At 61.0% G+C, this 24,502-nt stretch carries 24 protein-coding genes and 1 pseudogene; 17 read left to right on the top strand and 8 right to left on the bottom strand.

Annotated elements, in window-relative coordinates:
* Nucleotides 1-58: 58 nt before the first annotated feature.
* The 8 genes from UCMB321_RS13355 (at nucleotide 59) to UCMB321_RS13320 (ending at nucleotide 9,336) form a co-directional block, all read left to right on the top strand.
* Entirely contained in the window at nucleotides 59-574 is a 516-nt protein-coding gene (locus tag UCMB321_RS13355; RefSeq protein WP_040067443.1) for a sigma-70 family RNA polymerase sigma factor, read from the top strand.
* Nucleotides 575-1,552: a FecR domain-containing protein gene (locus tag UCMB321_RS13350; RefSeq protein ID WP_040067441.1), complete on the top strand. Its 978-nt coding sequence runs from the start codon at nucleotides 575-577 to the stop codon at nucleotides 1,550-1,552. It abuts the gene before it with no gap.
* A 114-nt stretch (nucleotides 1,553-1,666) separates the two neighbouring features.
* Nucleotides 1,667-4,099: a TonB-dependent receptor gene (locus tag UCMB321_RS13345; RefSeq protein ID WP_040067439.1), complete on the top strand. Its 2,433-nt coding sequence runs from the start codon at nucleotides 1,667-1,669 to the stop codon at nucleotides 4,097-4,099.
* A gap of 64 nt (nucleotides 4,100-4,163) precedes the next feature.
* Nucleotides 4,164-5,354, top strand: coding sequence for an ABC transporter substrate-binding protein (locus UCMB321_RS13340; protein ID WP_040067438.1), 1,191 nt, complete (start codon nucleotides 4,164-4,166; stop codon nucleotides 5,352-5,354).
* Nucleotides 5,351-6,412 (top strand): FecCD family ABC transporter permease, encoded by a 1,062-nt coding sequence (locus UCMB321_RS13335; protein WP_040067436.1) that lies wholly within the window; start codon nucleotides 5,351-5,353, stop codon nucleotides 6,410-6,412. Before UCMB321_RS13340 ends, UCMB321_RS13335 begins: the two co-directional genes overlap by 4 nt.
* A complete protein-coding gene (locus UCMB321_RS13330) occupies nucleotides 6,406-7,161 on the top strand; it encodes an ABC transporter ATP-binding protein (RefSeq protein WP_040067435.1) in 756 nt (251 codons plus the stop codon). Before UCMB321_RS13335 ends, UCMB321_RS13330 begins: the two co-directional genes overlap by 7 nt.
* Before the next feature lie 160 nt (nucleotides 7,162-7,321).
* Nucleotides 7,322-8,311 (top strand): DUF2157 domain-containing protein, encoded by a 990-nt coding sequence (locus UCMB321_RS13325; RefSeq protein ID WP_040067434.1) that lies wholly within the window; start codon nucleotides 7,322-7,324, stop codon nucleotides 8,309-8,311.
* Nucleotides 8,308-9,336, top strand: a complete 1,029-nt coding sequence (locus UCMB321_RS13320) for a hypothetical protein (RefSeq protein WP_040067431.1) — start codon at nucleotides 8,308-8,310, stop codon at nucleotides 9,334-9,336. Before UCMB321_RS13325 ends, UCMB321_RS13320 begins: the two co-directional genes overlap by 4 nt.
* 99 nt (nucleotides 9,337-9,435) lie before the next feature.
* On the opposite strand, the gene UCMB321_RS13315 is transcribed toward UCMB321_RS13320, so the two are convergent.
* The 5 genes from UCMB321_RS13315 to UCMB321_RS13300 all read right to left on the bottom strand — a co-directional run bounded on the left by UCMB321_RS13315 (nucleotide 9,436) and on the right by UCMB321_RS13300 (nucleotide 12,816).
* Nucleotides 9,436-9,786: a BON domain-containing protein gene (locus UCMB321_RS13315; RefSeq protein ID WP_040067429.1), complete on the bottom strand. Its 351-nt coding sequence runs from the start codon at nucleotides 9,784-9,786 to the stop codon at nucleotides 9,436-9,438.
* A 140-nt stretch (nucleotides 9,787-9,926) separates the two neighbouring features.
* Nucleotides 9,927-10,385 carry a pentapeptide repeat-containing protein gene (locus UCMB321_RS13310; protein ID WP_425338564.1) on the bottom strand — a complete coding sequence of 153 codons (459 nt, stop codon included), beginning with the start codon at nucleotides 10,383-10,385 and terminating at the stop codon, nucleotides 9,927-9,929.
* Nucleotides 10,386-10,420: 35 nt separating this feature from the next.
* Entirely contained in the window at nucleotides 10,421-10,624 is a 204-nt protein-coding gene (locus UCMB321_RS31420) for a pentapeptide repeat-containing protein (RefSeq protein ID WP_245220793.1), read from the bottom strand.
* A gap of 195 nt (nucleotides 10,625-10,819) precedes the next feature.
* Nucleotides 10,820-11,014 (bottom strand): hypothetical protein, encoded by a 195-nt coding sequence (locus UCMB321_RS30070; protein ID WP_084614995.1) that lies wholly within the window; start codon nucleotides 11,012-11,014, stop codon nucleotides 10,820-10,822.
* Between the two features lie 122 nt (nucleotides 11,015-11,136).
* On the bottom strand, nucleotides 11,137-12,816 hold the full coding sequence (locus tag UCMB321_RS13300) for a M24 family metallopeptidase (RefSeq protein ID WP_040067426.1): 1,680 nt from the start codon (nucleotides 12,814-12,816) through the stop codon (nucleotides 11,137-11,139).
* A gap of 77 nt (nucleotides 12,817-12,893) precedes the next feature.
* Between UCMB321_RS13300 and pdxR the strand changes: the two genes are divergently transcribed.
* Entirely contained in the window at nucleotides 12,894-14,381 is a 1,488-nt protein-coding gene (pdxR, locus tag UCMB321_RS13295) for a MocR-like pyridoxine biosynthesis transcription factor PdxR (protein ID WP_040067423.1), read from the top strand.
* Nucleotides 14,382-14,407: 26 nt separating this feature from the next.
* Here the strand turns inward: pdxR and UCMB321_RS13290 are convergent, their stop codons facing one another.
* Together UCMB321_RS13290 and UCMB321_RS13285 are read right to left on the bottom strand one after the other, a co-directional pair.
* Entirely contained in the window at nucleotides 14,408-14,866 is a 459-nt protein-coding gene (locus tag UCMB321_RS13290; RefSeq protein WP_040067421.1) for a MarR family winged helix-turn-helix transcriptional regulator, read from the bottom strand.
* 52 nt (nucleotides 14,867-14,918) lie between these two features.
* Nucleotides 14,919-15,800 (bottom strand): NmrA family NAD(P)-binding protein, encoded by an 882-nt coding sequence (locus UCMB321_RS13285; RefSeq protein ID WP_040067586.1) that lies wholly within the window; start codon nucleotides 15,798-15,800, stop codon nucleotides 14,919-14,921.
* Between the two features lie 264 nt (nucleotides 15,801-16,064).
* On the opposite strand from UCMB321_RS13285, the gene UCMB321_RS31605 reads away from it, so the two are divergent.
* From UCMB321_RS31605 to ftsH, 3 genes are all read left to right on the top strand, one after another.
* Nucleotides 16,065-16,196 (top strand): hypothetical protein, encoded by a 132-nt coding sequence (locus tag UCMB321_RS31605; RefSeq protein ID WP_280806655.1) that lies wholly within the window; start codon nucleotides 16,065-16,067, stop codon nucleotides 16,194-16,196.
* A 274-nt stretch (nucleotides 16,197-16,470) separates the two neighbouring features.
* On the top strand, nucleotides 16,471-17,094 hold the full coding sequence (locus tag UCMB321_RS13280) for a LysE family translocator (RefSeq protein ID WP_040067419.1): 624 nt from the start codon (nucleotides 16,471-16,473) through the stop codon (nucleotides 17,092-17,094).
* A 219-nt stretch (nucleotides 17,095-17,313) separates the two neighbouring features.
* Entirely contained in the window at nucleotides 17,314-19,149 is a 1,836-nt protein-coding gene (ftsH, locus tag UCMB321_RS13275) for an ATP-dependent zinc metalloprotease FtsH (protein ID WP_040067417.1), read from the top strand.
* Between the two features lie 12 nt (nucleotides 19,150-19,161).
* Here the strand turns inward: ftsH and UCMB321_RS13270 are convergent, their stop codons facing one another.
* Nucleotides 19,162-20,274 (bottom strand): alkene reductase, encoded by a 1,113-nt coding sequence (locus tag UCMB321_RS13270; RefSeq protein ID WP_040067415.1) that lies wholly within the window; start codon nucleotides 20,272-20,274, stop codon nucleotides 19,162-19,164.
* A gap of 150 nt (nucleotides 20,275-20,424) precedes the next feature.
* Here UCMB321_RS13270 and UCMB321_RS13265 point away from each other — a divergent pair, with 150 nt between their 5' ends.
* The 5 genes and pseudogenes from UCMB321_RS13265 to UCMB321_RS31750 all read left to right on the top strand — a co-directional run.
* Nucleotides 20,425-20,979, top strand: a complete 555-nt coding sequence (locus UCMB321_RS13265) for a TetR/AcrR family transcriptional regulator (protein WP_040067413.1) — start codon at nucleotides 20,425-20,427, stop codon at nucleotides 20,977-20,979.
* Between the two features lie 112 nt (nucleotides 20,980-21,091).
* Nucleotides 21,092-21,583: a GNAT family N-acetyltransferase gene (locus UCMB321_RS13260; protein ID WP_040067411.1), complete on the top strand. Its 492-nt coding sequence runs from the start codon at nucleotides 21,092-21,094 to the stop codon at nucleotides 21,581-21,583.
* A 248-nt stretch (nucleotides 21,584-21,831) separates the two neighbouring features.
* Complete coding sequence (locus tag UCMB321_RS13255; RefSeq protein ID WP_040067409.1) at nucleotides 21,832-23,268, top strand: sodium:solute symporter family protein; 1,437 nt, start codon at nucleotides 21,832-21,834, stop codon at nucleotides 23,266-23,268.
* A gap of 150 nt (nucleotides 23,269-23,418) precedes the next feature.
* Complete coding sequence (locus UCMB321_RS13250; RefSeq protein WP_040067407.1) at nucleotides 23,419-24,090, top strand: class I SAM-dependent methyltransferase; 672 nt, start codon at nucleotides 23,419-23,421, stop codon at nucleotides 24,088-24,090.
* Between the two features lie 268 nt (nucleotides 24,091-24,358).
* A pseudogene (locus UCMB321_RS31750) lies at nucleotides 24,359-24,499 on the top strand (double zinc ribbon domain-containing protein); the annotation flags it as partial.
* Between the last annotated feature and the right edge of the window lie 3 nt (nucleotides 24,500-24,502).

Genomic DNA, 24,502 nt, shown 5'->3' with positions numbered 1-24,502 from the left:
AGGTACACAGCAAACTAGAATTGCGAACACTTCTCAATCGCAAAACAATCACTCAACCATGAGCGCTACCCTTCCCGCGACCCACACCAATCATCTGCGCATGATCGAAGCCCTGTACAGCGGGCATCACGGCTGGCTGTACGCCACGCTGCGCAAGAAGTTGGGTAACGCCATGGATGCCGCCGACCTGGCGCAGGACACCTTCACCCGCATCCTCGCCTCCAAGGTGGCGGTGATCGAGCAGCCCAGGGCCTACCTCAGTTGCGTGGCCAAGGGCATTCTCGTCAACTGGTATCAGCGCAAGGCGCTCGAGCGCGCCTACCTCGACGCCCTGGCGCTGCTGCCGGCCCCCGAAGTGCCCGCGCCCGAACTGCGCCTGATGGTGCTGGAAACCCTGCACGAAATCGACGCCATGCTCGATGCCCTCCCGCCCCTGGTCAAGCGCTGCTTCCTGCTGTCGCAGATCGGCGGCCTGAAATACGAGGACATCGCCGGGCAACTGGGGGTCTCGCTGATTACCGTCAAGCGCTACATGAAGCAGGCCTTCGTGCGTTGCCTAATGCTGGTGGACTGAATGCCGATCCGTCGCAGTGACGCGCCGATCGATCCCCAGGCCCTGGAAGAGGCCGCCGAGTGGCTGATGCGCCTGGGCGAAAGCGACTTCAGCGCCGCCCAACGCGCCGAACTGGAACGCTGGAGCGGCAGCAGCCCCGAGCGCCATCGCGCCTGGGCCCGGGCGCAGAGCCTGCAAAGCAAGCTCGGCGGGCTGCCGCGCTCGCTGGCGCTGTCGGCCCTGGATCGCCCCAGCAATCCCGGCAGGCGCGGCGCCCTGGCCAAACTGGCGACGATCCTGGCGGTATTGCCCGTCGGCTGGGGCGGCTTGAACCTGCTGGAGTCGCAGCAATGGACCGCCGACTACCGCAGCGCCGTGGGTCAACGCCGTGAATTGACCCTGGCCGATGGCTCGCGGATCACCCTGAACACCGACAGCGCCATCGATGTCCTGTTCGACGCCAGGCAGCGCCTGGTCAAACTGCGCGAAGGCGAAATCCTGGTGCAGACCGCACCGGATGTGTCACCCCAGGCCCGACCGTTTCTGGTCAGCACCCTCCAGGGACGGATACAGGCACTGGGTACGCGCTTTACCGTTCGTGAATTACCCGGCCATACCCGGCTTTCGGTATTGGAAGGCGCCGTCAGGGTCGAACTGCCCCAGGACAGCAGCGTTGCCCCATTGATCGTCAATGCCGGGCAACGAACCGATTTTTCGTCGAGGGCCTTTGGCCAGGTGGTCCCGGCGGACAGCTCCGCCAGTGCCTGGACCCAAGGCATGCTGATGGCCGATAACCTGCGCCTGGCCGACTTCGTCGCCGAGTTGGCGCGCTATCGAAAAGGCTTCGTGCGCTGCGATCCGGCGATTGCCGACCTGCGCATCTCCGGTGCCTTCCCCATCAGCGACAGCCAACGCACCCTCGGCATGCTGGTGCAAACCTACCCGATTACCGCCACCCGGCATTTGAACGGTTACTGGGTGACGCTCTCCCCCGCCTGAAGCGTATTGAAAAGCCCCGAGTAAAAAATATCCAAACGCGAGTGATACTTTTTTCGATCTCGGCTGGCTAGGGAGGAAAGCAGTTCTTTACCTTACCGAAAGGGTCACCACTCTATGCTCGCTGCACGATCTCCGCGTCCGGACCGCTCCTTGAAACTGGCTGTCCGCAGCGCACTCCTCAGCCTTGCCCTGACCAGCGTCGCGACTCCCATCGCCATGGCAGCCGCCCCGGCGCAGCTGGACTCGACCGCTGTGCGCAGCTTCAACATTGCGCCCGGACCGCTGGGGGCGACCTTGTCGCGGTTTGCCGCGGAGTCCGGCATTGCGCTGTCGTTCCAGCCGTCGCTGACCGAGGGGCTGGCCAGTCCCGGGCTTTCGGGGTCCTATTCGACCCAGGAAGCCATGAGCCGGCTGCTGGCCGGCAGCGGCCTGGAGATCGTTTCACGCACTGATGGCAGCTACAGCCTGGCACCACGCCCGACCGACAGCACCGGCGGCCTGACCCTGGCCGAAACCACCATCAACGCCACCCAGGCGCGCCCGGACGAACTGCCGTCGGTGTACGCCGGCGGCCAGGTGGCCCGTGGCGGACGACTCGGGCTGATGGGCAACAAGGATGTGATGGACGTGCCGTTCAGCGTCAGCAACTACACCTCGACCCTGATCAAGGATCAACAGGCCGTCACCGTGGCCGACGTGCTGGAGCGCGACTCCTCGGTACGCTCCACCGGCCAGACCGGCGGCGTGGTCGACTCGTTCTTCATTCGCGGCTTCCCGGTCGGCGAAGGCAACCTGGGCGAACTGGCCTTCGACGGCGTGTACGGCGTGGCCCCCAACTACCGGGTGTTCACCGAGTACGCCGAACGCGTCGAGGTGATCAAGGGACCGGGCGCCCTGCTCTACGGCATGTCGCCCAACAGCGGGGTCGGCGGGGTGATCAACGTGGTGCCCAAGCGCTCCCTCGACGAAGACCTGACCCGCTTCACCGCCAGCTACGCCATGAACACCCAGGTCGGCGGGCATGTCGACATCAGCCGGCGCTTTGGCGAGGAGCGCCAGTTCGGCATCCGCATCAACGGCAGCACCCAGCAAGGCGACACCGCCATCGACAAGCAGTCGCGGGACGTGGACATCGGCGCTATCTCCCTGGATTACCGGGGCGAACGCCTGCGCACGACCCTGGACCTGATCAGCCAGCAAGAAGAGTTCGATGCGCCCTCGCGGCCCTTCCTGATCAAGTCCGGCGTGAAGGTTCCCTCCGCCGCCGACGGTCGTATCAACGTCACCCAGGACTGGAGTTGGACGACAACCCGCGACAAGGCCGCCTTGCTCGGTGCCGAATACGATATGAACGACGCCCTCACGGTGTTCGCCCATGCCGGCGGCGGCAAGTCGGACGTGGCGCGCCTGTCCGACCAGACGCCGACCATTCTCAACGACGCCGGGGACACCACTTCAACCCCCGGTTATTACAAATTCGAAGTCGAACGCTACACCGTGGATGCCGGCGCCCGCCTGCGCTTCGACACCGGCCCTATCAGCCACAGTGCCACGTTTCAAGTGACCCATTACCAGGACGAGCTGTCGCGGGGGATCATCACCGGCGCGCCGGTGCTGTCGAACCTCTACCACCCGATCGACCGCCCGAAGCCCCTCATCGCGACGCCGGATGTGCTGAAAGTGTCCGCGACGGAACTGTCCGGCGCGGCCCTGGCCGACACCCTGTCGATGATGGACGAGCGCTTGCAGGTCACCTTCGGTCTGCGCGAACAGAACATCCACTCCAACAACTACAACACGGCCGGCACCGTCACCTCATCCTATGACAAAAGCAAAACCACGCCCTTGTTCGGCGTGGTGGTCAAGCCCTGGGAGCATGTGTCGCTCTACTACAACTACATCGAGGGCCTGAGCAAAGGCGACATCGCCCCGGCCACGGCCTCGAACTCGGGTGAGATCTTTGCGCCCTACATCTCTCGCCAGCAGGAAGTCGGGATCAAGGTCGACTACGGCACCTTCACCTCGACCCTCAGCCTGTTCCAGATCAAGAAACCCAGCGGCGAACTGGCCTCGGGGGTGTTCTCGGTGCAGGGCGAACAGCGCAACCGTGGCGTAGAGCTGAACGTGTTCGGCGAGATCGCCGAGGGCACCCGCCTGCTCGGTGGCGTCACCTTCCTCGATGCCGAGATGACCAAGACCAGCGTGGTCGCCAATCGCGGCAACACACCGGTGGGGGTGCCCGATGTGCAGGCCAATCTCTGGGCCGAATGGGACACGCCCTGGATTGAAGGCCTGACCCTGACCAGCGGCGCGATCTACACCAGCAGCCAGTACGTGGACCAGGCCAACACCCAGAAACTCGATCCGTGGACCCGCTTCGACGTGGGCGCACGCTACAGCACCCGGATCGCCGAGCGTCCGACCACGTTCCGGGCCACGGTGCAGAACGTCTTCGATCGTGAGTACTGGTCCGGCGTCGCGTCCTACGGGGCGTTCTCCCAAGGCTCGCCACGCACCCTGCAACTGTCGGCCACCGTCGATTTCTGAAACGTTCAGCCTCGGGCAGCGGCCTGGGCCGTTGCCTGGGCTGACCTCAACAAAGGCATCAATCATGGCATCCGTTCAACGACGCGGCCACGCGCTCACCGCCCTGCTCCTGGCCGGCCTGCTGGGCATGACGCTATGGTCCGCACTGGCACCGCGTAATGCCGTCGCGACCGAGCAGGACCCGGCCCGGGTCACGGTGACCGACCTGCAGGGACGCAAGGTCAAGGTCCATATCCCCGTCAGGCGGGTGATTCTCGGCGAAGGCCGCCAGTTGTACCTGGTAGCCGCGCTGGATACCCAGAATCCCCTCGAGCGCATCGTGAGCTGGCGCAAGGACCTGATCCAGTCCGACCCGGACACCTACGGCGCCTACCTGCGCAAATTCCCCGCCATCGCCAAGATTCCGACCTTCGGCGGCTTCGAAAGCGGCACCTTCGACATCGAACAGGCGATCGCCCTGCAACCGGACGTGATCATCCTCAATAGCGAGGCGCAGCACGCCACCGAGGACGCCCGGTATATCGAGAAACTCGACGCGCTGGGCATTCCGGTGGTGTATGTCGACTTTCGCAACAACCCGATGAAAAACACCGAACCGACCATGCGCCTGTTCGGCAAGCTGTTTGGCAAGGAAGAGCGCGCCGAGGCCTTTATCGACTTTAGCAATCGGCAGATCCGCCGGGTCACCGATGTGATCGAGGCACGCCAGCCCGCGCGCCCGAATGTGTTTATCGAGCGCATCGGCGGCTACACCGAGGATTGCTGCCTGAGTTTCGGCAACGAGAACTTCGGGCGTTTCGTCGAAATGGCCGGTGGCAACAACATCGCCAGGAGCATCATCCCCAGCACGTTCGGACAACTGAATCCGGAACAGGTGATTGTCGCCAACCCGGACCAGGTGGTCGTCACCAGCGCCAACTGGGAAGCCTTTGCCCCGGGGGGTCGCTGGGTCGGCGTGGGCCCTGGCGCGGATCTTTCAAAGGCCCGGCAGAAACTGGCCTGGTACACCCAACGCCCGGCCTATGCCGGGATCAAGGCGCAGCAGGACCAGGCCTTCCATGCCATCTGGCACCAGTTCTACAACAGTCCCTATCAGTTCGTGGCCATCCAGCAGTTGGCCAAATGGTTCCACCCGACGCTGTTTGCCGATCTCGATCCCGATGCGTCGTTTCGCGAACTGCATGAACGCTTCCTGCCGGTTCCCTACGAACCGGGCTACTTCGTCAGCCTCAAGTCCACGGAGGCCAAGCCATGAGCTCCCTGGGTGAAACACAGATCCTGCAGCGCGATACCTACCGCCAACTGGTGCTGCGCAAGCGGCTGATTCTCGCCGGGCTCACGACACTGCTGGTGCTCAGCGTACTGCTCGACCTGGCGTTGGGGCCGGCGAGCTACAGCCTGGGCGAAGTATTGGGGGCACTGTTGTCACCGGATAGCGCGCCGGCGCAAGTGCGGGTGGTGATGTGGGAGATCCGCTTGCCGGTGGCCCTGATGGCCGTGGCGGTCGGGGCGGCGTTGTCCCTGGCCGGCGCGCAGATGCAGACGATCCTCAACAATCCGCTGGCCAGTCCCTTCACCCTGGGCATTTCCGCGGCCGCCAGTTTCGGAGCGGCCATGGGCCTGGCGTTTGGCGTCGCGCTGTTCCCGTTTGCGGTGCAATACATGGTGCCGTTCAACGCCTTCATCATGGCGATGCTCTGTGCGCTGCTGATCCACCTGCTGAGCCTGCGCCGCGGTGTCACCGCCGAAACCATCGTGCTGCTGGGCATCGCCCTGGTCTTCACCTTCAACGCCCTGTTGGCGCTGGTGCAGTTCTTCGCCACCGAGCAAGCGGTCGCGGCGGTGGTGTTCTGGACCATGGGCAGCCTGACCAAGGCGACCTGGCCAAAACTGGGGGTGGTCTGCCTGGTGATCCTGATCACCTTGCCGATCTTCGCCAAACGCGTCTGGGCCATGACCGCCCTGCGCCTGGGGGATGACAAGGCCGCCAGCTTCGGCATCAACGTCAAGCGCCTGCGCTTCCAGACCCTGATCATGGTCAGCCTGCTGGCCTCGTTCCCCGTGGCCTTTGTCGGCACCATCGGCTTTATCGGGCTGGTCGGGCCGCACATTGCGCGGATGCTGATCGGCGAGGATCAGCGGTTCTTCCTGCCGGCTTCACTGATCACCGGCGCACTGATCCTGTCGGCCAGTTCGGTGCTCAGCAAGACCCTGATTCCAGGCGCGATATTCCCCATCGGCGTGGTCACTTCGTTGATCGGCGTGCCGTTCTTCATCTCTCTGATCCTCAACGGGAAGAAAAACTCATGGTGAAGCTTCAACTGGAGAACCTGGGCGCCCGTTACGGCCAGCAGGAGATCCTTTCCAGCGTGACCACCTCGACCTTTCTCGGCGGCCAGGTGGTCGCCGTGGTCGGTCCCAACGCCGCCGGCAAGTCCACGCTGTTCAAGCGCATGGCCGGGCTGATCGACGGACCGGGACGGGTCAACTTGCAGGACTCGAAAAAAGGCCTGCAAGGGATCAGCTACATGCCCCAGGGCCTGAATGCCAGCGCGCGCCTGACCGTCTATGAGTCGGTGCTGCTGGCGCGCAAGCAACTCTCCCCCGGCTGGGTGACCCACGACGATGAATTGAGGCTGGTTGACCAGATCCTCGGTGCCTTGGGGATCACCGAGTTGTCCTTTCGCAACCTCGGCGAACTCAGCGGCGGCCAGCAGCAACTGGTGTCGATTGCGCAGACCCTGGTGCGCGAGCCGGAAATCCTGTTGATGGACGAACCCACCAGCGCGCTGGACATGCACCGCCAGGTGCAGGTGCTGAACTTCATGCGCTCACTGGCCAGGCGACGGGAAGTCATCGTGTTCATTGCCATCCACGACCTGAACCAGGCCCTGCGTTTCGCCGACCAGGTCCTGGTCATCGCCAATGGCCGCGCCCAGGGCAGTGGCCCCAGCCATGAGGTGATCACCGTGCAGATGCTGCGTGAGGTCTACAAGGTCAAGGCGCGGATCGAAACGTGCAGCCAGGCCAGCCGCCATATCCTGATCGACGATATCGTTTGACCCTGGGTATCGCCGGCTGGCGTGCTGCTGAAAAGAACCCGCCCTCGGCAGCGCAGAGTTTGACTATGCTTCAGTGCCGAAACGTGACGCCTCGCGTTCAAAATGGCGTCAATGCGCTGTACGCCCTTTGATCTTTTCCCACCACCGACCTCTGGACACCATGAGAAAAACAACCAAGCAGCTGTTGGTTCACGAAATTGCCGACTGGCATCACCGTGGCCTGATCGATGCCGACGCTCGGAAGCGGTTGAGTGCTCCGTATGAGCAGCCCGGCCACCTGTTGTCCAGCGTATTGCAATGGCTGGGAATCGGGGCGGTCCTGCTGATCGGCATGGCGGTGCTGGGGGGCATGAGCCTGCTTAGCCAGTCGGTGATGGTCGGGGCCGTGCTGTTCTTCTTAGCCGGAGCCGGCTTGTGGTGGGGCGGTGTGCGTCTGGCCCGTGATCCGGCCCAGAGGACGCCGGTCACCGGTGTGGCGATCCTGACCATCGGCCTGATCCTCATCGGCGCCAGCCTGTTGCTGGGTGCTTCAAGCAATGACGATGTTGAGTTTGGCAGCGTGCCGCTGGCGATGCTGGTCACAGCCGTGCTGAGCGTCCTCACCGCCTACCGTTATCGTCTGCGCTGGCCACTGCTGCTGGGACTGTTGTGCACGTTCCATGGGTTGGGGGCCTGGGGGCGCTATGCCGGGCACGGCAGTTATTTTTTCGACATCCAGGACCCGCGTTCGATGGCCGTCATTGCCGCCCTCGCGGCGGCCTTGGGTTTAGGCCATCAACTGGCCGAGGAGCGCACGTTGCGCCGCTTCTGCGGGTTTGGCCGGCTGTATGTGATCTTTGGGTTGCTCTACCTCAATTGCTCCCTGTGGTTTCTCAGCCTGGAAGATCTGAACCACGACCCGCGTGTATGGACCTTGCTGTTTACCCTGGTGGCCATCGGACAACTGGTAATAGGTGCGCGATTCAAGCATCCGAGCTTTACCGGTTTCGCCGTGGTGTTCCTGGGCATCGACCTGTACACCCGCTTTTATGAGTACTCATGGGACCGCTTGAGCGCTGCGATGTTTTTCTCGGTGGGCGGGCTGATCGGCCTTCTACTGGGCTGGTGGTTTGAACGCCTGGCCCTGAACCTCAAGGGAGCCTCACAATGAGCCCGGATCAGCGCAATCAACAGGTCCACAAGGCGCTGGATCAATGGCTGCGAGACGGCCAGATCGGCATCAGCGAGCACGCACGGATTGGCGAACTCTATGTGCAGACGCGCTGGGACTGGCGATCGCTGGGCCGCTGGTTCCTGACCTTTGGCGCAATCAGCCTGGCGGCGGGGTTGCTGCTGTTTCTGCGCGAACACCTGGAATTCACCTTGCCAAAACTGGCCGTCGGCCTGGCGCTGGTAACCCTGGGGCTGTTTGTTGGCGGGCGCTGGCTGATCGGCAAGCCACTGAAACTCCTGGGAGGCACGCTTGAGTTGCTCGGCGGCTTTGCCTTGATCGGCACCAGTTTCGTGCTGGGCATGATCTATTCGGACGGTTCGGGCAACTGGCCGGCGCTGCTGCTGGTCGATCTGCTGATACTGCTGGCGCTCAGTTATGCCCTTAACAACGTCTTGCTGTTGACGTTGTGCAGCGTGTTGTTCTTTGTCTGGTTTGGCGGTCGCAGCGGCTATCTGTCCGGCTGGGGCGCCTACTGGTTCGGCATGAATTACCCGCTGCGCTTTCTCGGCGCTGCGGTCGCGTTGATCGCCGCGGGCGTGGTGCATTTGCGCTGCGAGGCCGGGTTGCTGAGGCGTTATGCCGGCTTTGCCAAGGTGTGGATTTCCTGCGGTTTGTTCGTCGGCGAAATGTCGCTGTGGCTGCTGTCGCTGTTTGGCAGCTACGAGTTGATCGATGGCCCCTGGCACCTGGCCGATGCCGGCGAACTGGTGATGTTCAACGGGCTCTGGGCGCTGGTCAGCCTGGGGGTTCTGGCGCTGGGCATTCGTTTGCGTTTCGGCATGTTGGTGGGCTATGGCTCCACCTTCTTCATCATCCAGCTCTACACGCTGTTTTTCACCCAGATCGCCGAGACGCTGGGCTGGCTGATGAGTTTGCTGATAGCGGGTGGCAGCCTGCTGGCGCTGGTGCTCTGGCTGGAGTCCGAACGACAGAAACGCCGTGGCACTGCTGCCGAGGCTTGAATCAGAACCCCAAGCCCCCAGCACAGTACCTGACCCTGAGGAACAACAAGGCAGGATCGACTGACAACCATCGACCCTGCCGCTGATGTGTCGAAGGGATTACTGGTCGTCCTCGCGACGTGGCAATGGCGGCCGGTATTCGCTGGTTTCTTCGGCATTGGGCGGTTGCGCCGAACCTGAGGGCGTGAACACATTGGTCAACAGCTCATGGGCATCGACATCAAGCACGCCAGGCACCGCGCGGACCAGTTCGATGACCCGTTCGCACTGACGATGCGTCAGCAGCCGACCGCTCAGCGTCACCGTGCCGGCGAGGGTCTTGACATGGACGTGCAGGCTCAAGGCCGAGTCCGCCATGGCCAGGGCAGATTTGACCCGGGTGGTCGTCCATGTGTCGTGCACGGCCATGCCCAGATCGTGGGAGTAATGCTGCAAGGAGTGGTTTTTCATGGCAGAACCCTCTGTCGAGTCTTCAGACGTACTGTTCATCCCATGGGCGCAGCTGTGGAGTACGCGCCGCAGTCACACCGACACTGATTAATTATAGTGCGCTGTACCAAAAGCCGACGACGGCCTGACATGAGGCTGCCTCAGAGGACGGTCAGCCCCAGCCCGGCCAACAACATGCCGGCCTGACTCCGGGAAATGATCGCACCCTTGAACAACTTCGCGTCGACCAGGCGCAGCCCCTGCAGGCTGGCTTCACGCAGATCGGCGTCGTCAAAACGCGCATTATTCACGCGGGCCATGGACAGGCTGCCGCCGTCAACAAAGACCGCCTTACGAAAATCGCAATAGGTCAGATCCGCCTCGCTGAAGTCGATCTTGTGCAACTGCGACTTGTAGAAGGAAATCCCCGACAGCATGGCGCTGTTCAGCAGACAGTCGGAAAAACTCAGGCCCAGGGCGGAGACATCCGCGAAGTTGGCCCCGGTGAGCTTGCAGCCTTCGAAAGCCACATGAGCGACTTTGCTGCGTTGCCAGTTCGTGTTGTTCAGGTCGCAGCGGTCGAAACCGGCATCCGTGAGCACCGCAGAGCGAAAAACCACCTCGCCGGCGCGGCAGCTGACCCAACGGGTATTGATCAGGTTGGCTGCGGTAAGTCCGCACCGGTTAAAATACACCGCTCGAAATGGGCGCCTGCCAGGTTGATTCGCGATAGATCCTGGCCACTCAAGTCGATCCCCACGCAGCGCAAGGGTAAAGATTGGAGATCCGCCAGTTCAGCTAGAGTCCGGTCCTCCAGATCCTCGGGGCCGACGTTGAAGTAACCATTTGGGGCGTCCATTCCTTCTCCTGATGTTGGGCTGGAAGGCTGGCATCTTCTGGTCGACGGGCGGTCAGGTCAATATTGATCTTTTCAGCAGTGTGTGGACAAAGACGGAGAAAGGGGGGGCCCACACTCCCCTGTCACCGACGCCTGGTGCAACCCCCCAAAAACAACAAAGCCCAGCACTGGCTGGGCTTTTTCATTTCGTTGACCTTAGTGTTTCGGAGGCGCCTTGAGGCTATCCAATCGACCGCTCTCCAGCAATTCCTTGTATTTCAACGCCTCTGCCTCGCTGTGATAAACGCCTACAAGAACATCGCCCTGATACACATCCCACATTCTGACTCCCGCGCTACTGGACTCATGAGACATGTGATCCTCATCGCGTTCTTTGACAGTAATGACCATCTGTACATCCTCTGGATTGAGGCAGGTAAGGTATTTTTACTCCAGTATTCCCCAAGATTCCAGACCGAAAGCCTTCACATCCCGCCTCTCGCTACGCCGGTACAAATTCCCAATAGTTAGGATCAACAGACCGAGGCAGCCTCGCCGATCAGGATATCCTCGAAAAACGCCCCAACCGCTTCGGTGGGATGGCATAACTGAATTTCCAGAACCCAGACCATCTCGCTCGGCACAATCTCCAGCTCAGCCAGTTTCTCCTGCCCGAACAAGGCATGGGGGAAGTCGGCGATGCGATGACCGGCCAGGTTTCGCTCCAGTCTCCAGCCTTTCGCGGCCGCACTGCGTTCCGCAAAGTCATAGAGGCCACGGCCGGTCAGCCCGCCGCGCCAGGCCTCGCGGGTTTCGTCGAACACCTCATGCAACGCCTTGACGCACGCCAGGTGCAGCGGATGCTCACCGAAAACGAAGGTGTCGCCATAATCGCCTTCATAACCGTCCCACACCGGACCGAGATCGACCACCGCGATATCGGTCGCGCGTAACCTGCGCAGCGGATCAATGCCCTGGCGTGGCGTACGAACCGTGTCTTCGCCAAAACGGATGTAGGTCGGGTGCCAGGTGTGGGAAGCGCCCATGGACTTCAGTTGCCGGTTGGCCATATCGATGGCCTCGGCGGTGGTCATGCCCACCCGCAGTTGACTGACGATCGACGCCAGGGCGCGGACCGATTGCTCGCGGGCCGCCAACATGCCGTCCAGGGAATAGCGCGGACCGACTTTTTCCCGGACGGGATCCAGCGACTTGAGCATCGCCCCGGGTAGCGACAGGCCACTGGGTACGAAGGCTTCCGCGACAAAACGGTGAGCCGGCAAGCCCGCCGCGAGGCATCGTTCGCGAACATGGCCGATCATTGAGCCGTTACCGCAGGCATAGACCTGAGCCTCTGCCCAGCAATGCGCCTGCTCAAAGGCAACCTGCTGCACCCGGGCCTCTGACGACAGTACCGGGAGCCAGGAAAAACCTGGGTGCTCGGTGCTGGCCCGATCCAGGAACTCGCGGTCGTAAAAATCCGCTGGTTGCGAGCCGCCCCAGTACAACGTCACCTCGGCATCCCGGGACAGCGCGGTCAACAGCAGCGGCTTGACGCCGGCGTAACCGGTTCCCGTGGCGAACAGGACCACGGGGCGGGCGTCATCGTGCTGCCAGGTACAGGCCCCCAACGGACCTTCCAGCGTCAGCGCGTGGCCGGCGTCCAGCGTCGCCAGGATCTGCTCGGAGAAGCGTCCGCCACGGACCCGGCGAATATGAAAGACCAATTGGCCGCGATCCTCTGCGGGGAGATTGGCAATGGAGAAACAACGGCTGTCGCCATCGTCGAGGCGAAATCTGACGTACTGACCGGCGCGGACCTCAAGCGGCGCCGGCATTTGCGGCATCAGCACCAGTTCGGTGATATCGACGCTCAGTGCGCGTTTGCTCAGCACCCGAGCAGGGATTTCCAGCGTGGGTGTGTCCAGCGACCATCCGGGGATTTCCAGACGCATATCGGCGCAGGCATGGCTCTGGCACAACAGCATTTCATCGGCGGCGAGCGGGTAAGAAGGTAGCGGAACGTTCGCCGCCAGGTCTTTTTCACGGTATTGCCCCGCCACCACCTTGACCTTGCAGGAGCCACACGCACCTCGGCGACAGGAGAACGGCACCGACAGGCCGCTGGCGAGCATGGCGTCAAGCAGCAACTCCTCACCGGCCTCGAAGGTTTTGCCCGAGGGCGACAATTCAATGACATGGCGTATGTTCATAGGGACCTCGGGGCGAATGAGGTCCCATTGTTGCGTTAGACTAGGACCATGAGAACCTCCAGTTTTGGATAATTCAGATGGTCCAGATGCGCAAATGGCGCCCCCTGCTCAAGCTCGATGACACCGAGGCCCAGGCGTCCTATCGCCAGATTGTCGAAGGCCTGGTGACCGCGATTGTCGACGGGCGCCTCACGCCCGGGACGCTGCTACCCGGGACGCGGGAAATGGCGCAGTTGCTCGACGTCAACCGCAAGACCGTGATCCTGGCCTATGAGGAGGCCATGACCAAGGGCTGGCTGGTCAGCGAACCGCGCCGGGGCACCTTCGTCAACGCGCAGTTGGCCCCTCTGTCCACTGTCCGCAGCGCACCACCCTCCTTCGCGCTGGAGCTGCTGGCGCAACCCGCCGTCCCGTACTTCGCCCAGCGCCAGCAGGCCACGGCACTGCAACATCGGCCTGGAATGCTGTTCTTCGATAACGGCGCCTGCGACCACCGTTTGCTGCCGCAAGCCGTCTTGCATCGCTACTATCGCAACGCGCTGCGCAAGAGTTTTGCCTCCAATACCGTGCGCCACGGCAGCGACGGAACCAGCCACGGGCTGCGTCAGGCACTGGCCGAGATGCTGCGAAACAATCGCGGCCTGGCCGTTGGTGCCGAGCATATCTGCCTGACCCAGGGCACCCAGATGTCGCTGTACCTGACCGCCAGCGCGCTGCTGGAACCCGGTGACGTGGTGCTGGTGGAACGCCTGAGTTATCCGCCGGCATGGGAAATATTCCGCACATTGGGCGCGCAACTGGTGACCGTGGACCTGGACAGCGAAGGCTGCCGGGTCGATCAGATCGACGAGCTGTGCCGACTGCACAAGGTCCGGATGATCTATGTCACGCCCCATCACCAGTTCCCCACCACCGTCAGCCTGCATGCCGGGCGTCGGCAACAATTGTTGGCCTTGGCCAAGCGCCATGATTTCTGCGTGATCGAGGAAGACTACGACCACGAATATCACTTTGACGGCCGGCCATATCTGCCCCTCGCCAGCGACAGCACGCAGCGGCATGTGATCTATATCGGCTCGCTGTCCAAGTCGTTGGGGTCGACCTTCCGCTGCAGCTATGTGGTCGCGCCACGCAACGTGATCGAGGTCCTTGAGCAAAACGCTGCGCTGATCCTGGGCCAAGGCGATGCGGTCGCGCAGCAGATGCTGGCGGACCTGATCAATGACGGTGAACTGAAGAAGCACCTGCGCCGGGTCTCGAAGGAATATCGGCGGCGCCGGGAAACCCTGCACAGTTGCCTGGCGGAGGCGTTTGGCGAGCGGATCTCGGTGCAGGAGCCCGAAGGCGGCCTGGCGCTGTGGGTTCGTTTTGCGGATGAAATAGACGTCGATCGACTGGTGGAGAAGGCCCTGGAGTACGACCTGGTGGTGCGTAACGGCCGCCAGTTCTCGCCCATGGATCAACCGGAGAATGCATTACGCCTGGGCTTTGCCTCGCTCAATCGAGAGGAAATACAGCAGGCTACGCAGCGTTTGGCGCAGGCGGCGAACGCTATCGCCGGGTAGGTGCCATCGGGCGTTCGAACGGGTTTTCAGTCGTCGGATATCCCAACCCTATCACCGACTTTCACGCGAGCCAGATCCTGGCGCAGCGACGTTACTTGTTCAGTGCCGTTCAATTGCTCGAACTCCCGTTGAGCCTCTTCCCAGAGAGGAGCGGCTCTTTTGAACAAGCTCATACCTTCCTCGGTTAGCGCTACAAGGCGACTTCTACCGTCCGATGGCGAGGGACGGATCGAGATCAATCCCTCGCGCTCCAGAAAACCGGCCATTTTTCCCATCGCCGTGCGCTCGATATCGAGCCGCTCAGCCAGGGTATTGATTGCAGCACTCCCCAACTCATAGAGAGCGGCCAAGGTCAGGTACTGGGTGATTCGCAGCCCCGATGGCTCAAGGTGCGCATCGTAGAAACGAGAGATCTGCCGGCTCGCCTTCCTGATTGCGGAGCAATTGCACTGGGCGATCCCTAGCGGTTGGTTGACCGGCAGCATCTCTATATTTCCTCTCTACCACAGATGATGACTGATGACCTGGACGTACGGGTCACGCATAGACGTCCCGGTATTTTTCGATGAAAGCCTGCACGGACAACGCGGGCGTACCGGTGACCTTTTCCACCACATCGTTCACACCCGCGAAGACGCCCTCCCGATAGTCCTGAGCGACTTCAACCAGATGCTGTACCAAGGCTGGCGGAAACTTGTACTCCTGCGTCATCTTACGCTCGAACGCCTCGATCGATGCCGGTGCGTACTCGATTTTCGCGCCAAGCACCTCGCTCATGGCAGCAGCGATCTCGGTTTGATTCATCTCGACCGGGCCGTGAAGGCTGTAGATCTTACCCCCGTGTCCGGCAGGGTTGGCCAGGATATGGGCGATCACCCGCCCTTGATCGTCAGTCGCGATTGGCGCGTGACGACCATTCTCGAAGGGAAACTCGATTTTTTTCCTGGCCCAGATCTCCTTGGCGAAGTGAGGGTACACGAGCCAGTCCGCGAAGAACGTGGGGCGCAGGTGTGTTGTGGGTACACCCGACCAGTCGAAGACACGTTCGGAGATCCAGTGATCCTGTGCCAAATGACTCTTGGACTCACGTCGTGCAGAAATCTGCGACATGTTCACGATCGCCTTTACTCCAGCCTCCTTTGCTGCTTGAGCAAAATACGCTGCACCTTCGACGATTCCCCCTGCCAGCGGATAAAGGAAATAGGCCGAGCGGATGCCTTCCATCGCCGCGCGGATAGCATCGATATCGGTGAAATCGCCAATAGCAATTTCAACTCCACGCTCGCGCAGGGCCGCAGCCCTCTCGTCGTCCGAGCGCACGTAAGCTCGCACGTGCTTGCCCATCTTGAGCAGCTCATCGATGGCCGCCCCACCCGTACGCCCGGTTGCACCGCTTACCAGAATGTCGGCTTCGCTCATGATCGTGGTCCTCTCAATTAATTGGAGCATATGCTCCTATACGATTCGAAATAGGGGCATATGCCCCTATTCGTCTAAATTAGGAGCATATGCTCATACTGTCAAGCAGCTCCAATGACCGTTCGGCGGGTTGACCCGTGCTCGCAGGTGGAGGTTGCTACCTGAGCGGCTCAGCGTGGTCATGCGGAAACATTCAGTAACCCCCTCAATTTGGCAGGAGGCGCGGCAGCGCGTTCAATGGGCGTTTTTTGCAAGGAGCAGGCTATGCCTACCGGTCAACTCATTCTGCTGGCCATCTTTGGAATCGTTGTCATCGCCTGGGGCGCCTGGCAGGACATGAAGAACCATAAAAGTGAAAAAGCAGCCCGCCAGGCTCAGAGCAATACGGGGCATTAATCCGGTGATCCGAGCCTCATCCGGACCATCTCCCCCGCTTCCAAAAACAACAAAGCCCAGCACTCTGCTGGGCTTTCTCATTACACCTTTTCTCTTGAGATCAGGTGCTGCAACTGCTGTATGACGTTTCGTCAGTCAATCTGTATCTAACGCTCCCCGTTTGCCCGCCCTACTATTGCCCCATTCATCAGGTTCATACCGTCAAAGATGGCGAAAACCGTTTTGTTTTCGCGCAGCCTCCCATTCGTTATCTCGTCCTTACAGGAGTTACGCCATGCCCGAACTGTCCAACCTGGTTGCCTACGGCCTGATCTCGCTTGGCATGGTGCTGACTCCCGGCCCGAACATGATCTATCTCATCTCGCGGTCGATCTGCCAGGGACGAATGGCCGGGCTGATATCCCTGGGCGGCGTGGCGCTGGGTTTCGTCGTCTATATGTTTTGCGCCGCATTGGGCATCACCGCCCTGGTCCTGGCGGTTCCCTATGCCTATGACGCCCTGCGACTCGGCGGCGCGCTCTATCTGCTCTACCTGGCCTGGCAGGCAGTCAAGCCCGGCGGCCGATCGCCGTTCCAGGTGCGCGACTTGCCCCAGGACGGCCCGCGCAAGCTGTTCATGATGGGCTTTGTCACCAATATGCTGAACCCCAAGATCGCAGTGATGTATTTGTCGCTGCTCCCCCAATTCATCACCCCCACCGGCCACGGCAGCGTGCTGACGCAATCCCTCGTGCTTGGCTTTACACAGATTGTCATTAGCGTGAGCGTCAACTCAGTGATTGCCATCATGGCAGGCTCAATCGCGTCATTTCTCGCCAGCAGGCCCATGTGGCAGATCGTGCAACGCTGGCTGATGGGGACGGTCCTCGCGGGCTTGGCCGTGCGCATGGCCCTCTAAGGGCGGCGCTAAACCAGGGTGGTAAGGAGGGGCTCACCTACTGACTACCCGAAATACGGCAGGGTCTGATCGCTCGGGGTCCAGCGTAAACCCGGTGCCTGGGCTGATGACGTCTAGAATCGTATTTAGATGCTCAAAGGGCTTGAGCCTGCGCGTTGGGCGATTGAACCGATAGGCAGGGTACCGCCCGAGCCCGTCTTTCATCCCTGAGCCAAGGCCATGAAGAAGAATCACCAGTGGAACCTTTCCTACTTTGCGATCACTTTTCTGGTTCTTACGCTCGCTCAGCTTTTTTTTGTTGAGCGCCATTCTGTACAGAGCATCCCCTACAGTCAGTTCCTGCAATTGTCAGCCGAGCATAAGGTCAGCGAGTTGCGGATCGAGAAGGACCAGATCAGCGGCAAACTGCAGGAGCCCATCGACGGCCACGACCTGTTCACGACCGTGCGGGTCGATCCCACGCTGGCGACCGAACTGGCTCAATCGGGTGTCAGCTTTTCCGGAGTCAGCGAAAACACCCTGCTGAACGGACTGCTGGGTTGGCTCCTGCCCTTTGTCATGATCATGCTGCTCTGGCAATTCCTGTTCCGCAGCATGGCTGAAAAACAGGGCATGGGCGGGCTGATGAATATCGGCAAGTCGCGGGCCAAGGTCTTTGTCGAGCGCGATACCGGCGTCACCTTCGCCGATGTCGCGGGCATCGATGAGGCCAAGGCCGAACTGGTGGAAATCGTCTCGTTCCTGAAGGACAAGGCCAGGTACACACGCCTGGGCGCCCATATTCCCAAGGGCACCTTGCTGGTCGGCCCACCGGGCACCGGCAAGACCCTGGTGGCCAAGGCGATCGCCGGTGAAGCCGGCGTGCCATTTTTCTCGATTTCCGGTTCCGCTTTCGTCGAAATGTTCGTCGGTATCGGTGCCGCTCGAGTGCGCGACCTGTTCGAGCAGGCACGCGAGGCGGCACCTTGCATTATTTTCATCGACGAACTCGACGCCCTGGGCAAGATGCGCGGTGTCGGTGCGTTCGGCGGCAACGACGAAAAAGAGCAGACGCTCAACCAGCTGCTGGCCGAGCTGGATGGTTTCGACCCGCGTGAAGGTGTGGTCCTGCTGGCGGCGACCAATCGACCGGAAGTACTGGATCCGGCGCTGTTGCGGGCCGGCCGTTTCGACCGTCAACTGGTGATCGACCGCCCCGATCGAAAAGGCCGACAGGCCATTCTCAAGGTCCATCTGAAAAAAATCAGCGCAGCTCCCGACATCGACTGCGAGCGTATCGCCGAAATCACGACAGGCTTCACCGGTGCGGACCTGGCGAACCTGATCAACGAAGCCGCCATCGTTGCCACCCGCCGGGGCGGCGAGGTCGTCAGCCTCGACGACTTCACCGCCGCCGTGGAACGCATCGTCGCAGGTGTCGAACGCAAGAGCAGCCTGTTACGGCCTGATGAGCGCCTGGTGGTGGCCTATCACGAAATGGGGCATGCCCTGGCCGCCGGCACCTTGCCCGGGATGGACCCGGTACACAAAGTCTCGATCATCCCCCGCTCCATCGGCTCGCTGGGTTATACCTTGCAGCGACCGACCGAGGATCACTTCCTGATCAGTTGCCAGATGCTCAAGGATCGAATCGTCGTGCTGATGGCCGGCCGGGCTGCCGAGTACATTGTCTATGGCCAGATCTCCACGGGCGCAGCCGACGACCTGACCCGAGCGACCGACATCGCCCGGCAGTTGATCACCCGTTTCGGCATGAGTGCCGAACTCGGTCAGTCGGTACTGGAACGACAAACTCCTACGTATTTGGGCGAGCACATGGTCGGATTGGGCCAGAAGGACTATTCGGAACAAACCGCACGGGAAATTGACCTGGGCATCCGCGCCTTGCTCGATGAAGCCTATGGCCGTGCCAAAGCGCTGCTCGACAGTCGCCGGGCCGACCTGGATTCTGGCGCCCACCTGCTGCTGGAAAAGGAAACGCTGACGCCCGAAGAGTTCCCTCCATTGCTGCCCATCGAATCCTCCCCGACGTCGCAGACACAGGCGCCTCCATAAGGATCACTCCGGTCAATCGATGAGGCGCGGATAATCCGTATAGCCTTCAGGACCCGCCCTGTAATACCCCTCTGGACGCTGTTCGTTCAGCGCAGCGCCCAGGCGAATCCGCTCCACCAGGTCCGGATTGGCGATGAACTCGCGACCGAACGCAACCCCATCCACCAAACCGGCATCGAGCAACTGCTGGCCGTGTTCGATCGTGACGTTGGTGTTGATAATGATGTTCCCGGAATAATGCTGAAGGACGTGGTCCAGCACCCCGTCCCCTGCCAGATGCGCGATGGGCGTACCGGTCAAATCGGCTTGTTGCCGCATGACCAGCAGATGCGAGAGGTTGTAGCCCGAGAGCTTTTTGTAAACGTATTCGACTGTAGGCAAGGTTGATTCTGTTGCCTTCAAAGCGCCGTGCTCGTTCATCATCGGTCCGGTTTTCACACCCACTCGGTGGCTCGGCCATACCTCTAGAACCGCCTCCAGGACGTCGAACAGAAAGCGTGCGCGATTCTCGATGCTGCCGCCATATTCGTCGGTTCGCAGATTGGTGGTTTCATGCAGGAACTGCTGGATCAGGTACACATAGCCTGCCTGGATTTGCACACCATCAAAGCCCGCTTCCTTGGCCATCTCAGCCGCGTGACGGAAGTCGGCAATCGCTTTTTTAATGTCGTCCCGCGTCATGGCGCGGGGTTCGACGGTCATTTCAAGGCCATTGCTGCCGTGGACCAACTGCCCTGGATTGACAGCCGAAGGTGCTATCGGCAGCCGGCCGTCAGAGAAGAACTCAGGCAGCGAGACCGCCCCCTGATGCCAGAGCTGTGCAAAGATCAGCCCGCCCTCGGCATGCACCGCATCAGTGATCGCTTTCCAGCCCTCGACCTGTTCCGCGGTGTAGAGGCCAGGGGCGCCATACCAGCCCTGCCCGTCTTCGCTGACCCAGGTGCCTTCGCTGATGATCAATCCCGCGGTTGCGCGCTGCTGGTAATAGAGGCGCATCAGGTCGTTCGGTACATGACCGGGATTCGTCGCCCGCGCCCGAGTGAGCGGAGCCATTACGGCGCTATTGCGCAGTTCGAGATCGCCAAGCAACGAGCGGTGCAGCAGGGAGGAGGGTTGAGTCGTCATTTCCAGGTCTCTGGGCTATGGGGTTGGGAGTGGCTTGCGTCAGAGGCAACGAGCGACTGGACGTATAAAACCAATTGGTTCATTATTAAATCATGCTAGGAGCCCTGGCAAGGATTTTTTGAACCAAATGGTTTTTTAAGGAAGGCAACAATGGGTCGCCCCAAAAAATTCAGTCGTGAGGGTGTGCTGGAGAAAGCCCTGCCAGTGTTCTGGAAGCACGGCTTCTACGGTACCAGTGTGCAAGATCTGGAGCGGGCTACAGGCGTCAACAAATCGGGCCTGTACTCCGAGTTCAGGGGCAAGGAGGATCTCTTTCTAGAGAGCCTGCGCTACTACTTCGAGACCCGTGGTGGCTGGGAGATCATCAATGCCGAGCCTTCAGGCTGGCACAACATCGAACGTTTCCTGCGCTTGAGCGAGGTACAAGCCAACGGACAGGCGGGCTGCTTCTCCGTGAACTCAATGCGAGAATTCAGCGACCTGCCGGCAGAGGTCCACGACCTGGCGGCGAGCGTCAGAGCGCAACTCAAGCCGATGATCGTCAGGAACATTGAAGCGGAGCATCCAAAAATGGCCGCGGATGCCATTGCGGAACTGGTGATGGTGTTCTTTTCCGGAATCTGTATCGAGCAGAATACCGCTAGTGGGCGTGCCTCCGTGGGTGAGAAAATCAGCAGTTTCATGACAATCGCAAGATCGTTATGAGGCAGAATCCGCAGTTGGGATCACCCACCCTTTCACAGCACAGATTGCAAAACGCTATGTGGCTTCGCGCCATTGTCTTCCATCTCTGTGTAGAACCCGCCCAGGAGCACTGATGACTACCCTCGCTTTTCGTAACGCCGTGCCCTCGGACGCGGCCCCCTGCTTTCAGATCGAGTCAGATGCCTATGAAGGCGACGAAGCCGCGACCCTGGAGAAGATCTCGACTCGCATTGCGCAGTACCCTCAAGGCTTCCTGATTCTGGAAGACGCCGGAACAATCATCGGTTTCATCAACAGTGGCTGCGCCCATGAAGTCGTCATGTCTGACGAGGCCTTCAAGGAACTGGTAGGCCATTCAGCGGAGGCGCCGAATGTCGTCATCATGTCGGTGGTGATTGCCCCTGGCAGGCAAGGCAAGGGCTACTCGACCCGGATGATGGCCGAGTTCGTCCAACGCATGAGAGTACAAGGCAAGCGAAGCATCCACTTGATGTGCAAGGAGCGCCACGTAGAACTGTATCGCCGCATGGGTTACGACTACGTGCGCCCCTCGCCTTCTGACCACGGCGGAATGGCCTGGCACGAGATGGTGATGGACCTCTGATGCCGGATGCGATGACCGGCCTGTCGGAATAAAACCAGCCGCCAGGCCCTGTGCGAGATCTTTTTTCTCACACAACAATACCTTGAAGGTATTCACCCATACTTCATCAATATTAGACACCACAAATCAGAGAGAGGAAGCTGAAACGCACCACAACAATACTTACAGAGCATAGCCATGAATCCAGCCTGCGAAAGCGCTCCTGCTGCGTTCCCATCAACCTTCATCACGTTGATCGGGTAACGACCATGCAGCCCACCTCTTCCTGGATCGTCCTGTCCATCACCGGTCTCTACATGCTCAGCCTCGCGCTGATCAGTTTCGGTGTTCGTCGACATTCCCATAGCACCAATAACTACACGACAGGTGGCGGGCACTTTCCGGCGTTCCTGATCGGCTTTTTGATGCTGTCGGAATTCATCGGCACGGCCGTCAGTGTCGGTACCGCCCAGACGGGCTTCAAAACCGGTATCTCCGCCGCCTGGAACCTCTTCGCGCTGGCGCTGGGCTTTGTGCTGTTCGCCTGGCTGCTGGCGCGCAAATACAAGGACCTGGGTGACAACACCATCTCCGGTGTGCTGTCGCGCAACTACGGGCAAAAAACCCGTTTTGCCACGTCGATCATCACCATTTTCGCCCTGGAAATCGTCGCGGTTTCGATCTATGCCAGCGGTGGCGCGGTGTTGGCCAGTGTGCTGCAAGTCGATCGCACGCTGGCGATCATCATTGTGGGTGTCGTTTCAGTGATGTACGTCAGCATCGGCGGCATGCGCTCAGTCATCTATACCAACTTCGTACATGCCAGCCTCAAATACCTCGGCGTGGGGCTGGCGCTGTGGTTCGGCTTGAAACAGGTAGGGGGCATCAGCGCCCTGCACACTCAGCTGCCGCAAAACATGTTCGACTGGACCGCCATCGGCTGGGGTCAAATCATCGCCTGGATGATCGCCGGCATCGGCTCGATCTTCTCCACCCAATATGTGATTCAAGCGGTGAACACGGTCAGCGACGCGGGCAAGGCGCAACGCGCATGTTTCTATTGCGCAGGCCTGATGATCCCTTTCGGTATCGGGGCGGCATTGATCGGCATGTGCAGCGCCGCGTTGTTTCCGCAGATCGATTCGCTGCAAGCCTTTCCCCGCCTGATCGCGAGCATGGATCGGCTGACAGCGGGCCTGGTGGTTGCAGGTTTGGCGGGCTCGCTGTTCGGCACCATCTCGGCGGTGAGCATGGGCTCAGCCACGTTATTGCTGCGCGACTTCTATGAACCTTGGTTCAACCCGGAAAAAAGCGACGTCAAATCCCTGCGTTTTGTCCGGCTGGCGACCATCGCCGTCGGCCTGCTGCCGATCGCGCTGGCCCTGACCTCCGAGAAAGTGCTGATGATCGCCTTCCTCGGCAAAGCCTTGCGCGCTTCTCTGGCGGTGCTGGTGCTCCTGGTGTTCTACGCACCTAAATTCGGCACGCCGAAAGCCGCGTTCCTGAGCATCATTGCCTCCCTGGTGGCGACTGTCGGGTGGTTCCTGGCCGGCAACCCGTGGGGCATCGACAATGCCTATATCGCTCTTTTCACGCCGATCGTGATCATGACCCTCGGCCACGTCATGCGACGCGGCACACCGCCCGAGCCTGTTTTGCCGAAGGTTGTCGACGGGTTGAAACAACAGCGGGCCGGAGCCTTGTAAAGGCAGGCGGTCCAGTCCTGAAACAGGTTTACACCTGTGTCACCCCCAACGCCCGGTGCCTCGCATCGGGCGTTTTGTCTTTCAAAGGCAGGTCCGCTGCACCCGCACTTGACCTATCCTTCCCTCCAACCACCCACTCTGGACAGCGAAATGCCCGCCCCCGAAGCCACCCTCCTGCAAAGCTGGCACCACAACGCCCAGTCCTGGATCGAAGCCGTCCGCAGCGGCGCCATCGAAAGCCGCCTTCAGGTCACCGACCAGGCCATCCTGCTGGCGGTGCTGGGCCGCCAGCCCGAGCGCGTGCTCGATCTGGGCTGCGGTGAGGGCTGGCTGTTGCGGGCGCTGGCCAAACGGGGCATCGATGCAGTCGGGGTGGATGGCGATGCGACGCTGGTCGAGGCAGCGCAGGCGGCAGGCTCTTCGCAGGTGCATTTGGCGAGCTATGAGGCGCTGGTGGAGGCGAAAGTGGACATCGGCCGCGACTACGACCTGATCTGCGCCAACTTCGCCCTGCTGCACCAGGACATCATCCCTCTGCTCGCCGCCATGAACGCCCTGCTCGCCCCTGGCGGCGCGCTGGTGATCCAGACCCTGCATCCGTGGACCGCGGCGGCAGGCGACTATCAGGATGGTTGGCGCAACGAGACCTTCACAGGGTTCCAGGGGCAATGGCAACCCATGCCATGGTACTTCCGGACCTTGTCCAGCTGGCTCAATGCACTGGACATGGCCGGTTTTCGGCTGGCCGCTCTACAGGAGCCACAGCACCCACAAAGTCCTGTGCCGCAGTCGTTGGTGTTGGTGGCCGAAAAACAGGCGTGAGCCCCCACACCTCAGAGAGGGGACGCCTGTATTGCCCAGCTCCAACCTTTCCCCTTGTCGCGCACGGCGCGCTCGGCAGCCTTGTCGACTATCGTTAAACGTAGGGTTGCAAGGATGTCCATCGGTTCGGGCTTTCCCCCTTCTTCTTTCGATGAAAGGGGGGATGCGCTGCTGGCCCAATGACTTCAGTCTGTATTTCGCCAGATCGATGTCGCGCTTTCCGTATTTGGGGTGGTCGTCTTGAACACGTGCAAAGGGAAGAAGTCCTATGCGCTGCGCAACCTGTGGATTCGAGAATCCCTCCGGGGCCGGCTTCTGTGAAGCGTGCGGCGCCAAGCTATCTCGCCGTTGTCTACGCTGCGGCCACGAGGCGGACCTTGGTGCCAAGTTCTGCAGCGAATGCGGCGCGCCA

The sequence above is a fragment of the Pseudomonas batumici genome (assembly GCF_000820515.1).
Taxonomy (GTDB): Bacteria; Pseudomonadota; Gammaproteobacteria; order Pseudomonadales; family Pseudomonadaceae; genus Aquipseudomonas; species Aquipseudomonas batumici.
The sequence above is the reverse complement of the archived record's forward strand: the minus strand, read 5'-3'. Positions and strand labels throughout refer to the sequence as shown.

What these genes read in the sequence shown, in the direction of transcription:
- UCMB321_RS13355 (WP_040067443.1), top strand. Translation starts at nt 59, where the DNA reads ATGAGCGCTACCCTTCCCGCGACCCACACCAATCATCTGCGCATGATC.
- UCMB321_RS13350 (WP_040067441.1), top strand. Translation starts at nt 575, where the DNA reads ATGCCGATCCGTCGCAGTGACGCGCCGATCGATCCCCAGGCCCTGGAA.
- UCMB321_RS13345 (WP_040067439.1), top strand. Translation starts at nt 1,667, where the DNA reads ATGCTCGCTGCACGATCTCCGCGTCCGGACCGCTCCTTGAAACTGGCT.
- UCMB321_RS13340 (WP_040067438.1), top strand. Translation starts at nt 4,164, where the DNA reads ATGGCATCCGTTCAACGACGCGGCCACGCGCTCACCGCCCTGCTCCTG.
- UCMB321_RS13335 (WP_040067436.1), top strand. Translation starts at nt 5,351, where the DNA reads ATGAGCTCCCTGGGTGAAACACAGATCCTGCAGCGCGATACCTACCGC.
- UCMB321_RS13330 (WP_040067435.1), top strand. Translation starts at nt 6,406, where the DNA reads ATGGTGAAGCTTCAACTGGAGAACCTGGGCGCCCGTTACGGCCAGCAG.
- UCMB321_RS13325 (WP_040067434.1), top strand. Translation starts at nt 7,322, where the DNA reads ATGAGAAAAACAACCAAGCAGCTGTTGGTTCACGAAATTGCCGACTGG.
- UCMB321_RS13320 (WP_040067431.1), top strand. Translation starts at nt 8,308, where the DNA reads ATGAGCCCGGATCAGCGCAATCAACAGGTCCACAAGGCGCTGGATCAA.
- UCMB321_RS13315 (WP_040067429.1), bottom strand. Translation starts at nt 9,786, where the DNA reads ATGAAAAACCACTCCTTGCAGCATTACTCCCACGATCTGGGCATGGCC.
- UCMB321_RS31420 (WP_245220793.1), bottom strand. Translation starts at nt 10,624, where the DNA reads ATGGACGCCCCAAATGGTTACTTCAACGTCGGCCCCGAGGATCTGGAG.
- UCMB321_RS30070 (WP_084614995.1), bottom strand. Translation starts at nt 11,014, where the DNA reads ATGGTCATTACTGTCAAAGAACGCGATGAGGATCACATGTCTCATGAG.
- UCMB321_RS13300 (WP_040067426.1), bottom strand. Translation starts at nt 12,816, where the DNA reads ATGAACATACGCCATGTCATTGAATTGTCGCCCTCGGGCAAAACCTTC.
- pdxR (WP_040067423.1), top strand. Translation starts at nt 12,894, where the DNA reads ATGGTCCAGATGCGCAAATGGCGCCCCCTGCTCAAGCTCGATGACACC.
- UCMB321_RS13290 (WP_040067421.1), bottom strand. Translation starts at nt 14,866, where the DNA reads ATGCTGCCGGTCAACCAACCGCTAGGGATCGCCCAGTGCAATTGCTCC.
- UCMB321_RS13285 (WP_040067586.1), bottom strand. Translation starts at nt 15,800, where the DNA reads ATGAGCGAAGCCGACATTCTGGTAAGCGGTGCAACCGGGCGTACGGGT.
- UCMB321_RS31605 (WP_280806655.1), top strand. Translation starts at nt 16,065, where the DNA reads ATGCCTACCGGTCAACTCATTCTGCTGGCCATCTTTGGAATCGTTGTC.
- UCMB321_RS13280 (WP_040067419.1), top strand. Translation starts at nt 16,471, where the DNA reads ATGCCCGAACTGTCCAACCTGGTTGCCTACGGCCTGATCTCGCTTGGC.
- ftsH (WP_040067417.1), top strand. Translation starts at nt 17,314, where the DNA reads ATGAAGAAGAATCACCAGTGGAACCTTTCCTACTTTGCGATCACTTTT.
- UCMB321_RS13270 (WP_040067415.1), bottom strand. Translation starts at nt 20,274, where the DNA reads ATGACGACTCAACCCTCCTCCCTGCTGCACCGCTCGTTGCTTGGCGAT.
- UCMB321_RS13265 (WP_040067413.1), top strand. Translation starts at nt 20,425, where the DNA reads ATGGGTCGCCCCAAAAAATTCAGTCGTGAGGGTGTGCTGGAGAAAGCC.
- UCMB321_RS13260 (WP_040067411.1), top strand. Translation starts at nt 21,092, where the DNA reads ATGACTACCCTCGCTTTTCGTAACGCCGTGCCCTCGGACGCGGCCCCC.
- UCMB321_RS13255 (WP_040067409.1), top strand. Translation starts at nt 21,832, where the DNA reads ATGCAGCCCACCTCTTCCTGGATCGTCCTGTCCATCACCGGTCTCTAC.
- UCMB321_RS13250 (WP_040067407.1), top strand. Translation starts at nt 23,419, where the DNA reads ATGCCCGCCCCCGAAGCCACCCTCCTGCAAAGCTGGCACCACAACGCC.